The 15,810-nt window shown below is 41.0% G+C and carries 12 protein-coding genes; 5 read left to right on the top strand and 7 right to left on the bottom strand.

Translation table 11 applies throughout. The features are described from left to right. Positions 1–30: 30 nt before the first annotated feature. On the bottom strand, positions 31–591 hold the full coding sequence (locus HMJ38_RS23015; RefSeq protein WP_194976799.1) for a DUF2911 domain-containing protein: 561 nt from the start codon (positions 589–591) through the stop codon (positions 31–33). A 131-nt stretch (positions 592–722) separates the two neighbouring features. Here HMJ38_RS23015 and HMJ38_RS23010 point away from each other — a divergent pair, with 131 nt between their 5' ends. From HMJ38_RS23010 to HMJ38_RS22995, 4 genes are all read left to right on the top strand, one after another. Next, the gene (locus HMJ38_RS23010) at positions 723–1,670 is read left to right on the top strand and encodes a nitrilase family protein (protein ID WP_194976798.1); all 948 of its coding nucleotides are present in this window, start codon (positions 723–725) and stop codon (positions 1,668–1,670) included. 64 nt (positions 1,671–1,734) lie between these two features. Further along, a complete protein-coding gene (locus tag HMJ38_RS23005; protein WP_194976797.1) occupies positions 1,735–3,033 on the top strand; it encodes a serine hydrolase domain-containing protein in 1,299 nt (432 codons plus the stop codon). 123 nt (positions 3,034–3,156) lie between these two features. After that, a complete protein-coding gene (locus HMJ38_RS23000; protein ID WP_194976796.1) occupies positions 3,157–4,446 on the top strand; it encodes a serine hydrolase domain-containing protein in 1,290 nt (429 codons plus the stop codon). Positions 4,447–4,482: 36 nt separating this feature from the next. After that, positions 4,483–4,875 carry a 5-fold beta-flower protein gene (locus tag HMJ38_RS22995; RefSeq protein ID WP_194976795.1) on the top strand — a complete coding sequence of 131 codons (393 nt, stop codon included), beginning with the start codon at positions 4,483–4,485 and terminating at the stop codon, positions 4,873–4,875. A gap of 263 nt (positions 4,876–5,138) precedes the next feature. Here the strand turns inward: HMJ38_RS22995 and HMJ38_RS22990 are convergent, their stop codons facing one another. After that, positions 5,139–7,475: an outer membrane beta-barrel family protein gene (locus HMJ38_RS22990; RefSeq protein WP_228780233.1), complete on the bottom strand. Its 2,337-nt coding sequence runs from the start codon at positions 7,473–7,475 to the stop codon at positions 5,139–5,141. A gap of 331 nt (positions 7,476–7,806) precedes the next feature. Here HMJ38_RS22990 and HMJ38_RS22985 point away from each other — a divergent pair, with 331 nt between their 5' ends. Further along, a complete protein-coding gene (locus HMJ38_RS22985; protein ID WP_194976794.1) occupies positions 7,807–8,784 on the top strand; it encodes a sugar phosphate isomerase/epimerase family protein in 978 nt (325 codons plus the stop codon). Between the two features lie 108 nt (positions 8,785–8,892). On the opposite strand, the gene HMJ38_RS22980 is transcribed toward HMJ38_RS22985, so the two are convergent. The 5 genes from HMJ38_RS22980 to HMJ38_RS22960 form a co-directional block, all read right to left on the bottom strand. Continuing rightward, complete coding sequence (locus HMJ38_RS22980; RefSeq protein ID WP_194976793.1) at positions 8,893–10,530, bottom strand: Gfo/Idh/MocA family protein; 1,638 nt, start codon at positions 10,528–10,530, stop codon at positions 8,893–8,895. 6 nt (positions 10,531–10,536) lie between these two features. Beyond that, the gene (locus HMJ38_RS22975; RefSeq protein WP_194976792.1) at positions 10,537–11,031 is read right to left on the bottom strand and encodes a DoxX family membrane protein; all 495 of its coding nucleotides are present in this window, start codon (positions 11,029–11,031) and stop codon (positions 10,537–10,539) included. Between the two features lie 442 nt (positions 11,032–11,473). Further along, the gene (locus HMJ38_RS22970; RefSeq protein ID WP_194976791.1) at positions 11,474–11,980 is read right to left on the bottom strand and encodes a hypothetical protein; all 507 of its coding nucleotides are present in this window, start codon (positions 11,978–11,980) and stop codon (positions 11,474–11,476) included. A gap of 212 nt (positions 11,981–12,192) precedes the next feature. Beyond that, the gene (locus tag HMJ38_RS22965; RefSeq protein WP_194976790.1) at positions 12,193–14,034 is read right to left on the bottom strand and encodes a M64 family metallopeptidase; all 1,842 of its coding nucleotides are present in this window, start codon (positions 14,032–14,034) and stop codon (positions 12,193–12,195) included. Positions 14,035–14,295: 261 nt separating this feature from the next. Further along, entirely contained in the window at positions 14,296–15,657 is a 1,362-nt protein-coding gene (locus tag HMJ38_RS22960) for a D-arabinono-1,4-lactone oxidase (RefSeq protein WP_194976789.1), read from the bottom strand. Positions 15,658–15,810 lie beyond the last annotated feature (153 nt).

Raw genomic sequence — 15,810 nt, 5'->3', positions numbered from 1 at the left:
CAGACTAAGCTAAATCAAAATCCCATCCATTTACATCTCCGGTTTCCTCGCTATCGGAATAGCCAACTGGACATCGCTCCATTCAAAGTACACAGTGGCACCATCAGCAGTACCTTCTTCAATCCGTGCAGTAAATTGTTCTACAGGTGTATCGAGTCGGGTGACGGGTACTTCGGTGGTGAATAAATCATTGCTGCTATCCGGTTCCCATGCCCCCCATTTTCCTATTTCTGAACTTACACCGATGCGAAAGGTATTGGGACCGGGTATGGCATACAGTCTATATGTTCCGGCCGGTAAAGGCATACCGTTAAAAATAACATCTTGGTTTATGGTGATTTCCGTGGCTTCGTTTGCTCCCAACCGCCAATAGCTGCCATAAGGCTGAATAGCCCCATCTTCCTCCGTGCCAAAAATCACCCGGTCCCTAACAGATGGGCGGCTGTAGTTGATTTCCACTTTTAGGTCAATTACCTCTAACTCAGCTATACTCTGAGGGCTTAGTGTACGACTGCGGTAATTCATCCAAGCAAATGCAATGATGATCACCAAAACAATAACCCCTAAAATAATAAGCACCTTTTTTAACATAACTATTATGTGTTTTTATTAAGAAGAAATGTAAGAATTATAAGGTTGGTTTACAAGATTTTCACCATTGAATATATTCTTCCTTTAATTACTCTCTCCAATTGAATATCTTGGATAAAAAAATAAAAACCATGGAACCTATCAAAGTTGCCACCGCCCAGTTTGAGAATAAAAGCGGCGATAAGAATTACAATCTTTCGGTGATAGAAAAGTTGGCAGGAAAAGCTGCGGCAGAAGGATCTCAGGTTATCGCCTTCCACGAATGTTCGGTTACGGGTTATTCATTTGCCAGAAAACTCTCCCGAAGAGAGTTGCTGGGAATCTCAGAATCCATACCGGACGGAGAAAGCATCCAAAGATTGATAGCCATTTCAAAGGAATATGATATCGTTATTCTTGCCGGATTGTTTGAAAAAGATGGAACAGATAATATTTATAAAGCTTATGTATGTGTCAGCAAGGAAGGCCTGATTGCCAAATACCGAAAACTTCATCCGTTCATCAACCCACATATTCTTCCCGGTAACCAATATTGCATATTTCAACTTTATGGATGGAAATGTGGGATTTTGATTTGTTATGACAACAACATCATAGAGAATGTCAGAGCTACAAAACTTCTTGGGGCTGACATCATCTTTATGCCCCATGTGACCATGTGCACCCCTTCCAGCAGACCCGGGGCAGGTTTTGTTGATCCCAAACTTTGGGAAAACAGACATCAGGATCCTACTTCACTCCGCTTGGAGTTTGACAGCATGAAAGGCAGGGATTGGCTGATGAAATGGCTTCCATCCCGTGCTTATGACAATGCAGTATATGTCATTTTTTCCAACCCGATCGGAATGGATGATGATCAGCTCAAAAACGGTTGCTCCATGATTATCGATCCTTTTGGGGATATTTTGGTTGAATGCCGGAGTTTTGAAGATTCCTTTGTTACCACCGAGCTGTTTCCATACAAACTTGATGATGCCGGGGGAAGCCGATACATCAAGGCTAGAAGACCTGAACTATACAGGGATATCTTAGGAAAACCCCACCAATCAGAACAGAAAGTTGCTTGGTTGAAAAAATAGTTTAAAAAAACAATATTTTTCCTTAGCTTACTGATAGAAAATTATTTTTAACAATCCTCCCAAAATGAATATGATCCGATCCTGTTTTACCATCATCTTGCTTTTTCTGATAAACCTGACAATCGCCCAAACCCATTCCCAAAAAAAATCCCCGCCTCTTTCCGAAGGCACTCCACAAAGTGTAGGCATCTCTCCTGATCGGTTAAAGAAACTCGATGCCATGTTAGAGGAGTCGGTTAAATCTGGGGAAATACCTGGTATGGTTGCGCTGATTGTGCGAAACGGCAAAGTGGTGTATCACACTGCCAAAGGGAAATCCGACATGGAAAGCGGAAAGAACATGTCCAAGGATGCCATCTTCCGAATCGCTTCCCAGACCAAAGCCATCACCTCTACTGCTGTCATGATGCTTTGGGAGGAAGGTAAATTCAGGTTGGACGATCCGATCTCCAAGTATATACCTGAATTCAAAAACCCACAGGTGCTCCAAAACTTCCGATACGGTGACACCACCTATACCACTGTTCCTGCCAAAAGGGAGATCAGCATCAGGCATTTGCTTACCCATAGTGCCGGAATAGGGTACGGAGGGATTGACAGTGACGAGCGCATGAGGATGATTTACCATAAGGCGGGAATTGTAGAAGCCTTCGACTCCAAGGGGATGAACAATGAACGTAATATCAGAAATTTGGCGAAAATGCCACTACATCAGGATCCTGGGGGAAGTTTTATTTATTCCATGAGTATAGATGTGTTGGGTCACTTGGTGGAAATAGTATCCGGGATGTCCTTGGATAGCTTTTTTCAGGAAAGGATTTTCAAACCGTTGGGAATGGGGGATACCCATTTCTACCTACCTGAGAACAAAATTTCGCGGATGGCAGCACTCCACCTCCATCAAGAAAGCAACTGGGTCAAATCCCCTTCCAATTTAGGTTGGGACACCAACTATCCCATTAACGGTGCCAAAACCCATTATTCCGGAGGAGGAGGGCTGAGTGGCACTGCGATGGACTATGCGAAGTTTTTGCAGATGTACCTCAATGGAGGCGAATATAACGGAATCCGGATTTTAAGCCGAAAGACCATAGAGACCATGATGGCAAACCAAATGGTCGAATTAGATCCCAACGAAGGGAAATACCATGGATTGGGATTTGCTGTCAGTACCGATAAGACAGCCGCCAAAGGAGGCATAGGAAGTCCAGGCACTTTTGAGTGGGGCGGGGCTTTCAACACTTCATATTTTGCCGATCCAAAAGAAAACATCATCGGAATCATCATGAAACAAACTTATGGCGGTTCAGAATCCACAAGCTGGAAATTCAGGCAAATGGTCTATTCCCTTTTAGATGATTGATTTGACATCTCACAGATTTCTAATCTGCCAATGTGAGTCCCCACTAATTTAGGATGGGAAAGATAATATTTTTATTTACCTTACTTTGAAGAAAATCATTGTCAACATACCTCCCAAAATAAAATGAACCGAGCCTATTTTACCGCCGTACTGTTTTTACTCATTAACCTATCATTCGCTCAAACTCCTTCCCAAAAAAAATCTCCGCCCCTAACCGAAGCTACTCCGCAAAGTGTAGGTATCTCTCCTGAGCGATTAAAAAAGCTGGATGCCATGTTGGAGGAATCGATCAAAAACGATGAAAACCCGGGGTTGGTGGCATTAGTTGCGAGAAACGGCAAAATTGTATACCATACAGCCAAGGGTTCTGCTAACGCCTCCACCGGCAAAGCCATGACCAAAGACGCCATCTTCAGAATTGCTTCCCAAACCAAAGCCATCACATCCACAGCGGTCATGATGCTATGGGAAGAAGGGGAATTCCGATTGGACGACCCGATTTCTAAGTTTATCCCTGAATTCAAAAATCCAAGAGTCCTTCAAAATTTCCGATACGGAGACACCACTTTTACTGCTATCTCAGCCAATAAGGAAATCACCATCCGCCATCTTTTGACCCATACCTCCGGATTGGGCTATGGGGTGATTGATGGGGATGAACGCATGAAGATGATATACCACAAAGCCGGAATCATTGACCTCTACACCACCGAAAACATCAGCATCGGAGACAATATAAAGAAGCTGGCAGCACTACCCCTCCACCATAACCCTGGAGAAAAATATACCTACTCCGAAGGATTGGATGTGTTGGGCTATCTGATAGAAATTGTCTCCGGAATGCCTTTTGACCGGTTTTTGAGAATAAAGCTTTTTGATCCATTGGGCATGAATGATACCTGGTTTTACCTGCCCGATGCGAAGGCTGACAGATTGGTCAAAGTTCAGCGTAAAGTCGATGGCAAATGGGAAAATTTCCCGATCACCTTCTACGACCCGCAATACCCTGTTAGCGGTGCCAAAAGGTTCTTTTCGGGAGGTGCCGGTTTGTCTAGCACTGCGAAGGATTATGCTACTTTCTTGCAGATGTATCTGAATGGTGGGGAACTCAACGGTGTCAGAATCCTCAGCCGCAAAACCATCGAGACCATGATGAAAAACCAGGTCGGTGACCTTTGGGGCGGGGCAAAACATTATGGATTGGCTTTTGGGGTGGTGACAGGAAATGGAGTGGCTGATGGAGGAATAGGCAGTGAAGGCACCTTTGATTGGGGCGGCTATTTCAATACCCAGTATTTTGCAGATCCACAGGAAAAAATCATCGGCATCCTGATGAAACAAACCAGCCAAACCTCCGGCGACCAAACAGGCTGGAAATTCCGACAGATGGTATTTACCTTGTTGGATGACTAATAGCTTGCTATAATATTTTACCTGTATTTAAAATTGATGAAAAAGCCCATTATCCTTTTTCTCTTGTTAATGCTATCCATGTCTGCCCATTCCCAAAGGTTGATGGATGGCACAAGGAGGACGGTAGGATATATTGAAAATGACAGGGTGATGAATGGGTCGAGGTCTACCATTGGTTATATTGACAACAACCGGATTATGGATGGCAGCAGGAAGACTATTGGATTTCTGGAAGACAGGAGGGTTATGGATGCTTCAAGGAAATCAATAGGCTTTATAGAAGATGGCCGCATCTTAGATGGGACAAGAAAAACCATAGGCTATGTTGAAGATGGCAGGGTGATGGATGGCTCTAGAAAAATAATAGGCCATTATGAAAGTCTGAAAATCTCCGAAGTGGCCCTGTTTTTCTTTTTCTTCTTTAATTAATCATCTTCAATTCCATGGACTCTTACCAATTGCGTCCTGCTTTAGCTGGACTTTTTCGAAAAACCCTGATTCTCCTTGGGCTTTAGCCAAATTAGATCTTTTAGACCTAAGCCCTAAAAATCATTTTTGGCTAAAGCCTATTATCGTTTTGGGTTATTTTTGAATGGGCTCAATCCACATTCCTATTGATGGCTATTAGAATCTGAATTCTTTCAAAGACCAAGAGTGCAGAAACTTGATATCTACATGGATAAATCTGAAACTTACTGCCTAATCCTATAATTCAAACTCAAATTGATCTGCCTACGGACATTTTGGAAATCACCATAGGTAATAAAACCTTGTCCTTCCAGGATGTAGCGATTCCACCTTGAGTTAAAAATGTCCGCTATATTCAATACAAGGGTTCCTCTATTTTTGAGTAGATCCTTACTGGCGGATAAATCCATGAAAAATATACCTTTTTGGATGCCTTGAGCGATCCGTTGTCTTGCCTGATAATTGGTCCTGACCTGTACAATAATACCGTTTTCAAAGGTAAAGCGGGAATTTTGCCTTGCATTCCAAGAATAGGTCGTGGCTGTGAAATCGGTTTGAACATTGCTACCATCAATATTGGCATAAAAGAAATTTAAATTCACATCTGCCTTCCACCAAGGGAATATGGCGTAATCCGTGGTGAACTCCAGTCCAAATGATTGTTCGCCGTTGAGGTTTTGGGGCAATGTGGTGGCATTCCCTGCATTGTCCACAGTCCTGATTCTTTCTATTTTATCAACCGTATTTCTGAAAAATACTGTAGAAAACAAAGTCCCTTTTTCAAAATACTTGATATGGCCCAATTCAAATGCATCGGTAAATTCCGGTTCAAGGTCAGGATTTCCACTGAAGAAATTTCTGGCATCTGAAAACGTTACAAATGGACTCAGGTCATTGTAAAAGGGTCTCCTCACTCTTTTGCTATAACTGAATTGCAGGCCATTCTCATCGGTGAAATTGTAAGTAAGGTGCGCACTTGGAAATAGGTTGACATAGTTTCTGGGGTTTTCCTCGTTGGTTTTGACCAAAGTTGTTTTGATATCTGTCCACTCTGTTCTTAATCCTCCCTGATAGCTCAGTTTCTTGGTTTTATTCCCCAAAATGCCATAAAGTGCATGGATATTTTCTCTATAAAGGAAAATATTGTCCAAACCGGGCATGGGCTCAAATTGCCCCTGCTCATTTTGTTCCTTAACCACAAAGTCATTTTCCATATTCCGGAAACTGCTTCTTATTCCGGTTTCAAATTTTCCTTCCGCACCTATGGGTTTGGCATAATCTATTTGGATAAGGTATTGCTTTTCAAATTCATCATTGATGGAGGTCTGTACCAAAGAGCGTGAAGGAATCAAAGTTCCATCAGGTGAAAAAGTGGATTCGGTAAACAACTGATCGGAATTTTCCCAATAATCCAGATAAGTCAGAACTGTTGTGAGTTCGTGTCCTTTTTTGTCAAAACTTCTTTTATAGGTAATCAAATATTCAGAGTTTGGTTCTTTTTCGGTTTCATCCTGTGTTCTCAAAGAATAGCTCTGCATGTTGTCCATGTTGAAGAGGTAGTCATTATAGCGAATGTTAGTCAGCCTTCTAGCATCACTTCTCCTCAGAGAATATGACGCAGTCAAAATGCTATTTTCATTAAAAAAGTAATCCAATCCCGCTCTGATATTGTTATCAATGGAGTTGACCGTGCCCTCTGTGGATTGGTCTGAAATAAATGTGGTATCACCCCCAAAAGCTTCTTGATACAAAGTGCCCCTCCTGGGCACTATTCTTTTTGCAATTCCATAGTTGACAAACCAGTTGATTTTTTTATGCCTGTAATTGATATTGGCCGCCAAACCAAGATTGGTCGGTGTACCTACGATTACCTCAAATGATCCATTAAAACCGGAATTGGTTTCTTTTTTTAAAATAATATTGATTACCCCTGCCATCCCTTCTGCCTCGTATCTAGCAGAAGGATTAGTGATGATTTCGATGCGTTCCACCATACTTGCCGGTAATTGTTGCAAACCCCTGCTGCCTTTAAAACTTACCAGACCCAAGGGTTTACCATCCACCAATATCCTGACATTATCAGAACCTCTCAACCGTACATTTCCCTGTGTATCGACAGTGACAGAAGGCAGGTTCATCAAAATATCCGAGGTGGTACGGCCTGCATTGGCTAAGTCTTCTGCTACATTAAAAATTCTTTTGTCCAAGGCCAGCTCCATAAAGGGCTTCTCCCCCGCTACAATAACTTCATCCAAGTTGCTCAAACCCGATTCTAAACCTACAACCCCCAAATTGAATTCGGAATTTTCTTTGTTTAGCTTAAAGATTTCCGTTTTGAATGCCTCATATCCCATAAATTCAATCACAGCATAATAGGAGCCAAAAGGCACTTTCAAAGCAAAAAGACCATCTTCATCCGTGATATTTCCCTCCACCAATTCACCTGCTTCATCGAAAATAGAAACAGTTGCAAAAGGCAAAGCCAAGGCTGACGGCTTGTCAACTACCTTTCCTGATATTTCGCCTTTATTGGATTGTTGAGCTTGAATATTCCCACTCAAAAAATTTAAAAGAATTAATAGAATACCTGAAAATATCCAGGTTGCAGAATTTGAAGGCTTGAACAGGAAAATCACAATAGGATGCTGGTATGGTAGGTTTGAATTGATATTCCTCTCCCAAAGGAAGATTAGCGCCGGAATAATTGATTGAATTTAGAAATTATTAGACAAGATGAACAGGAATTTTTACCAATGGATTTTTCCTCTTTTTATCAGCTTAATATTTGGTTCCTGATTCCCTCCTTCCCAAACTCTTACACAAACGACTTGCTAAATTAAATTGCATTTCCAAGATTTGAGCTTAACTCCAACCTTTACCAAACAAAAACATATGAACAACCCTCAATACAGAAGAATCTTTCTAAGAAACCTTGGCCTTTTGGGATTGGGCACGACTATAAGTCCATTAATACTTCAATCCTGCGGAGGTCCGCAAACCCAAACCACCATGGAAGAAGCCACTAAAGAAATGTTTTTCAAAATCTCCTTGGCCCAATGGTCACTGCACAAGGCATTATTTGCCGGAGAACTGGACAACCTGGATTTTGCAGCCTATTCCAAAAATGAATTTGGAATCGATGCGGTGGAGTACGTCAATGCCTTTTTCAAAGACAAAGGAAAAGACATGGACTATCTCGGTCAAATGAAACAACGCTGCGAAGACAATGGCGTGAAAAGCGTACTCATCATGGTGGATGGCGAAGGCTATCTTGGTGATCTTGATGCTACTGCAAGGATGAAGTCCGTGGATGACCATAAGAAATGGGTGGAAGCCGCCAAGTTTTTAGGTTGCCATTCTATCCGGGTCAATGCCTTTGGAAGAGGGACTGCAGAGGAGGTAAGTGCGGCTGCTATTGATGGGTTGAGAAATCTCTGTGAATTTGCCAAACCTTTTGATATCAATGTCATTGTGGAAAATCATGGAGGTTACTCTTCCAATGGAAAATGGCTGGCCAATGTCATCAAGAGTACAGAAATGGATAATTGTGGCACCTTACCTGATTTTGCAAATTTCTGCATCAAGCGTTCCGACGACTCAGAATGGGGCGGTGAATGTATAGAAGAATATGACCGCTATATCGGTACAGCTGAAATGATGCCTTTTGCCAAAGGTGTCAGCGCCAAGACTTATGATTTCGATGAAAACGGTGATTGCGTCGAAACAGATTATGTCAAAATCCTGAAAATTGTAAAAGATGCAGGATATACCGGACACATCGGAATCGAATATGAAGGAAGTAACTTGCCTGAAGTAGAAGGTATCAAAGCCACGAAAGCATTGTTGGAGAGAGTTGGCCCAACAGTTTAAAAACCATAGAGATATCAATTAAAACTTTTAATAAAATACCCTTGCGACCTTTGCGGTTATGAAATTGAACCGCAAGGGACGCAAAGGTACTCAAAGAGACAATATATTTTAAGCCTTCTGCATCAGGTATCCTACCTCATTATCCAATAAAATGGCATCCAAATCTTCTCCGGGAAGGGCGACTATTCTCTCACTTTCTTCATCCCATTCTACCCTTCTTCCCAGTTTATAAGCTAGGCCTCCCATATGTGCAGTGATGGCTTCTTCGAATCCCTCTGTGATACCACAGCTTGGATTACCGCCATTTCGGACACAACTCAACCATTCTCTTATATGTAGGAATGTGGAATCAACTCTTTTGCCATCTCTATAGGTCCACAGCAATCCTTTGTTGGCAAAATATTTGGCCGTTGCAGAAGTCACCGCGTCCACGCCATTGGCACTAGGATCATATTGGTAAATCGGCACCATAGGGTCTATCCGCTTTTCTTTGATAAATTCCGCATATTTTGTAGACCTGGGGTCAGCATGAATGGTCAGCATATTACCCAACTCCATAGTAGCATCATGGCCCATCAAAAGCGTTCCCCTATCAAATTGATTACCTAAAGTGGCACTATAGACCAAAGTCATCCCTTTTTCCTTCCCAGGTTCCTGACTACTACCTGTACTGAAATTCGGGAAATCCATATTGATCTGCATCACATCCGGAACATTTCTACCATCTCTATGGGTATAAACTCCTCCTGATGCAGTGATGTATTTGGGAATGCCCATTTTTAGCACGCAATTGATCCTGTCGTAATCATGGGTCAGCAAATCACCCGATAGACCTGAACCATAAGCCCACCACTTTCTCCAACGGAAAAAATGTTCGGCATTGAAAGGAATTTGGGGTGCAGTTCCCAAGAAAGCATTCCAATCAATAGTGTCTGGAGAAGCATCGGGGTGAATATCATACTGCCAGGCACCATTGTCATCATTTCTATTGGTAGTCGTGGTAACCAATGAAACATGTCCTAAAGTCATCTTTGCAATGGCATCCTGGGCCGTAAGAAAGCTTTGCGTTTGGCGATGTTGGTGTCCTACCGCCATCACTACATCAGGATTTCTCCTACAGGATTCTCTGAGGTCATACGTCTCCTGAATGGTATGGGTCATTGGTTTTTCGATATACACATGCAGACCTGCTTCTATTGCCTCAATGGCCATAGGTGCATGCCAATGATCGGGTGTTGCAATGATAATGGCATCTATTTCACCACTGTGGATCATATCGCTATGCGTACGGTAGCGCTTACAGACATTCCCGTTTTGATTGAAAGAGGCAAGTGCTTTTTCGGCCCTTACATCAAAGATGTCACATATACCTGCCAATTTCACATTGAGGTTTTCCTGCGCCTTAAAATCATCTAATCTTTTATCATTTGGGTTCTCAGCGCTTGATTTTGCCATTTGCTCCAACCATTCGGTGGTAGCAAATCCTAAAGAACGCATCAATTGCTCACCTCTTATGCCAAAACCAATAAGACCAATCCTGAGCGGTTCACCACTCATTGGGCCAGAGGCAGGAGGTGGAGAAGCCTTGATGTTCAATGTTTCCAAAAGCAGGTTTCTTTCGGTTTTTGCTTTTTCAGTAAAACGATAGCCTGCAGTCCATACAGCGCCTAAAACCGGAATTCCACCAAGGATTTTGATCCACTCTCTTCTGGATAGGCCTTTAAATAAATTTTTGTCCGTCTTCATGGTTTTTTAGTTTAGTTGGTGAGCAGGCTCCATTTTTTTCTTCATAAAAAGTCTGCCAATCCCAAATGCATATTCGGTGGGAAAAAGAAAGACCACCAACAACGCCGCAGCTTCAATCAGGTTCTTATTGACAAGCCAATAGCTGCCCTCACTTGGACCTTGCGCATATCCAGGAAAAGGAGGATGGGCAAAATAATAGAGCAACAATAGACCTATGCCAACGACACTTACCCATTTGGTCTTGAAACCAACAATAAGCCCAATACCGACAAGTATCAGTGCCGCTATATTCAAAGTGTCCACTACAGAAATCATTGATTCACTTGCCAGCCATTGAAAAAAAGACTGCATATATGTCGCACTTAACAAGTATCCTTTCGCAGTCCATGAAGGGCTGTACAATTTGATGACACCTTCATAGAGGAAATGCCATCCTATCAGCAAACGCATGGCCACAAGGGCAAAGGTCTGCACAGAGGTGAAATTGGGGTTTTGGTTCATAAGTCTAGGTTATTGATTTGTTTCACGAATTTACTACCTGAAAATAGCAGAAAATATGACTTATGTCAATCAAAAACATGATGTATCACCCTGATGAATATAACTTTAGCTTTTTAGATGTTGGTTTTCGGGGCGTTTTGCCCGTTGTCGGATGACCGATGTTGGGTAGAGACAAGAACCAATGCCTGTCCCGATGAATATCAGCGAACCAAGAAAAGGAATCGACAAGAGACTTTATGATACCAGGGCCATTCCATGGTGTGTTGAAGGACTTTACGACATAGTTTCAAATAAAACCAAGACGCAAGACAGGAAAGGAAACGTAGAAAGTGGATACTTTTAAACAATTCTTTATTGGTGGATCCTCCCAATTTTAGGCAGGATTGCGGACATCAAAATTGCATCAAGAATTCAAAAGCCAACTTTCAAAAAAAACTGAACTTTAATTTATTCTATAAAAATTCTTTATAGTCTTAAGCAACAGAATTTCATCATCTGAAAATTTCTCCACTTTCAGGTGTTTGAAACATTCATCATACTGAACCCTGATAAAAAAATCTGCACTATCCAGTTCAACGGTTTTGGCCGTTAAAGTAGATAAATCATCGGTTTCAGAATATTCAACTTTTCTGATCATAGGATTTTCAACGATTGTTTTAGAACAAATAATATTTGCCTCATTCAAAAATGAAATAATCAAATCTCCCTCGCCCGGTTCTGATTTTGAATTTAACTCCCCTCTCAATCTTCCAGGATTTGTCAGGGAATTAATCAGTTTAACTGAATCTCTGGAGTCCATAGAAAAGCTGACCATGAGTATTTCAGGGGTATTCTGGACCAACATTACTTCTGCTTCATTTTCCTCTGCCACTGACTCCTTAGAGGTCTTACATGCTACCAAGGAAACCAATACAAAAACGATAAGAATTATTGTTGAATTGATTTTCATAAACTTAAATAGATTAAATGGTTATCGGCTTCTTTGCCAGCAACCCAATATTCATTTACAAACATGTCTGATGTACTCTGCCGGCAGGCAAGGATGTACTGGACATTTCAGCTTCCTTGTAAGAATTATATTGAATTACCATTTTACTGGAATCATTGCGTACATACATGATAGATTATTTCAACTGATAATAATGTATACCAGCCCATTGACTATCTGACAATCCCAAATCTTAATATTTTTACGGATTTTTGGGCATTTAATCTTATAAAATATTGACCTGATTGGAGTTCTTTTACTTCGATTGGAATGACATTCCCATTTCTTTCAAAAGCCCTGATATCATTCAATATCCTACCGTTGATATCCATAATCTCAATGGATTCCAATTGAGGATCAATCAATTTCAGGTATTCAATAAAGACAATGTCATTTGCTGGATTGGGATAAAACTTAAGGGTTTCTGAAATTTCACCTCTTTCTGCTGAAAGAATGATATTTACCGTGACCGTTACTTCAACTGAAACAGAATTGGAACAAGAATCTTTGATGGTAAATATCACTTTATTTTCTCCTGCATCCTCTCTGCCAAATTCAGTTTTGGACAAGGTCATTTTCCTGATCTCACAATTGTCAAATGAACCATCATCAACGTCTGCCGGATTTAATTTAGCTTTCCCCTCGGAGTCCAGGTAGATTTCAATATCTTTTGCTTTGATGGTGGGTTTAATATTATCATCTACAGTGACAATCACCTCAGTTTCGGCCTCATTTCCACTGGAATCTATGGCTTTAAAGATGACTTTATTGTCCCCCATATCTTCGCAGGTGAATTTTTCTTTAGAAATACTGATTTTCACAAGCTCCACATCATCATAAGTACCATCATCTATATCTTCTGCACAAACAATGGCTTCCCCGTTTTCATCAAGTTCAATTTTTACATTTTTGGTAATGATAACGGGGGGAGTGGTATCTGCTTCAGGTCCTACTACATTTATAAATTCTTCCCTAGAAAATACATTTTCGCCAGAACTATTTTTTGCTTTCAAGATGACTTTATACTTTCCTCCGAATCTATAGGTAACCTCAGGATTTTTTTCATTGCTTATTTCAGGTGTTCCACCTTCGAAAGTCCACTCCCAAGAGGTGGGATTGTGGGTAGACAAATCAAAAAACTTAACTTTTTCTAAAGACTTCACTTCCAATTTATCTGCTCCAAACAGCACTGTGGGTCTTGCGGGTGCTTCCGGCTTAGATAGGAATTCCAATCTTGCTTCCAAGTGATGGCTACATACATCACAAAAATTTCTTCCCAAATACCTCATTTTACAATTCTGATGAGGCCTGTGCCAAGTGGGTGATTCTGCATGGGGATAAATTCCAATCCCATTTCTGTTCAAAAAACTCCTCCATTTATTTGTCAAAGGGTTGGCGTCTTGGGTCATATTATGTCTTTCCCGGGCATACTGAGGCCCTGCCCAATATTCATCTGCCAAATTCCCATAGGAATGGCCCAATTCATGTATCATGATTTCAGTGGCAGAGGAATGTGTGGAAAAAACTGCAAAGGTTCCACCGGAGCCTCCATACTTGCCATCATTGACCACAAGTACCCCAATATCAAAGAACGGTGTATTGCTGAATAATACTGAAAAAATCTTATTTGAGCGCCATGCTACCAATAAGCGCTCGATATTATGGGACCAATATGAACTTCCAAAATAATTATCAATCAGGTTATTGGGATTCATAGCTGCCCCAGAAACATTGGAGACTACTTTAATGGCGTATACATTAATCCCATCTCTGTAATTTCTCCATGGCAATTGTCCCAACATACCTGCTGTGGCATTTTTGGCATCTCTGAGAAATTTATCCTGTTCTAGCGCAGTGTAGCCATCTCCCACGATCACCATGTTGGTTACTTCATTTGGGGAACCACCGTAATGAATAATCTCCATTGGCATCAACTGTGCCTGAGATTGAAGGGAAAATAAAATTAAGACAAGTGTAGAAACAGCTTGAATTTGCTTATTGTAAAATTTAACCATGGTATTATTCATTAAAAAAACCTGAAATCGATTCTGACTTTATCAAACCCTTGAGTTATTAGCGAGATAAAAACTCAAAGTACCAAACCAAAAAGATATCTCTTAAAAAAAGATACCTGCATTATGGAATAAACAAATTTCAATTACTAAGATTTATCCACAACTCAGACTTAGAGTTGTTTTCATATGAATATGATTGAAAATTATGGTTTAATGTACCAAAAATGTTTTATTTCACCATGAAATATTTACTTAAATCCTTTATTTTCCATAGATATTTTTACTCACATATTCATTTCTGAATTTTCCTTCAGGATCATATTTTGCCAATAAGTCCTTAAAATCTTCGATTTTTGGATATCGACTGCTTAAAGTTGCATAAGGAATGGTAAATAGTTTTGCCCAATGTGGCCTGGGATTAAACTTGTCCAACTTGGCTTCCATTTGGGGCAGTAAAGCCATGACCTCTGGAATCTCTTGTTTCCAAGTGGTATGAATGGCTACCGAGTCTCTTTGATAAGCGGTACTCATCCATAAATCATCTGCTTGGATGGTCCTGATTTCGGAGATGAATAAATGCGGATGAATTTGTTCTGACATTTCCCTGACTGCCATCATGGCTTCATAGCCATTTTCCAATGGAATAAAATATTCAGATTGCAGTTCTTTTCCTGCACTGGGTTGAAACTCCATTTTGAAATGGGGCAGCCTGTCATACCATGGGCCTGCTACCTCCAACTGCTCCGAGCAACTTTCGGCAGCCATTGATGGGACGGGATGCATCTTGACACTTGCTTTTTTGGCTCCAAAAAAATCGTCAGGAAATTCAGCAACTCCACCGGGTTCTACTCTTTTTTTCACCCAAACCTCATTGACCTTATCACTTCCCCAATCCAAAAACAAACTTACACTATAACCTGAACCCATAATTTCCTCGAAATTCTCTTTGAGTGATTCCATGGGCATATTCACATAAACCACCTGTGCCACTTCAAAAGTCGGTTGCAAATCCAAGGTCACCTTGGTCACGGGCCCCAAGGCTCCCAATCCCACCACAACACCATCAAATTCCCTATCATCTTTCCCCAAACTGACCAAGTCTCCATTTGCATTTACAAATTCTATGGCAGCAACTCCTGTAGACAGGTTACCATTTTCCAATCCCGACCCATGAGTAGCCGTGGCAATTGTTCCAGCGACAGAAATATGTGGCAAAGAAGCGAGGTTATGCAGGGCAAAACCATTCTCATGCAGATAAGTACAAAGCTCACCATATTTGATTCCACCTTCTACTGTCACCTGCTTTTTTTCTTTATCTAAAGAAATCACTTTGTTCAAATGGTCAAAAGAAATCAACATCTCTTCAGAATCGGCAATCCGGTTAAAAGAGTGCCTTGAGCCCAAAACTCGCAGAGAACTGCTTTTTTTGACAAGTTCCTGTACTTCAGCAATTGATTTGGGATAGTGAACATTGTTGGTACTGAATTGAAAATTTTCTGCCCAGTTCAGTAAGTAATCTGCTTCCATTATTTCAGGTTTTTTAGGTGAACAGGAAATCCAAGGTGAAACCATAGCGGCCCCTAACAGGACAGTAGTGTTTTTGACAAAGGTTCTTTTGTTCATGAGGTGTGGGTTTTGAGAGGTAAGTTAGGGAAAAAAGACTTGCTTTACTCAATCCATAACTGATAAAGGGTTTCGGTTCAATTGTGCATTGTTCCTCGCCTTGTCATACTAAGTTTGGCCTATAAAAAATGTTGTTTAATTATCAGAATATTA

The sequence above is a fragment of the Aquiflexum lacus genome, assembly GCF_015476655.1.
Taxonomy (GTDB): Bacteria; Bacteroidota; Bacteroidia; order Cytophagales; family Cyclobacteriaceae; genus Aquiflexum; species Aquiflexum lacus.
The sequence above is the reverse complement of the archived record's forward strand: the minus strand, read 5'-3'. Positions and strand labels throughout refer to the sequence as shown.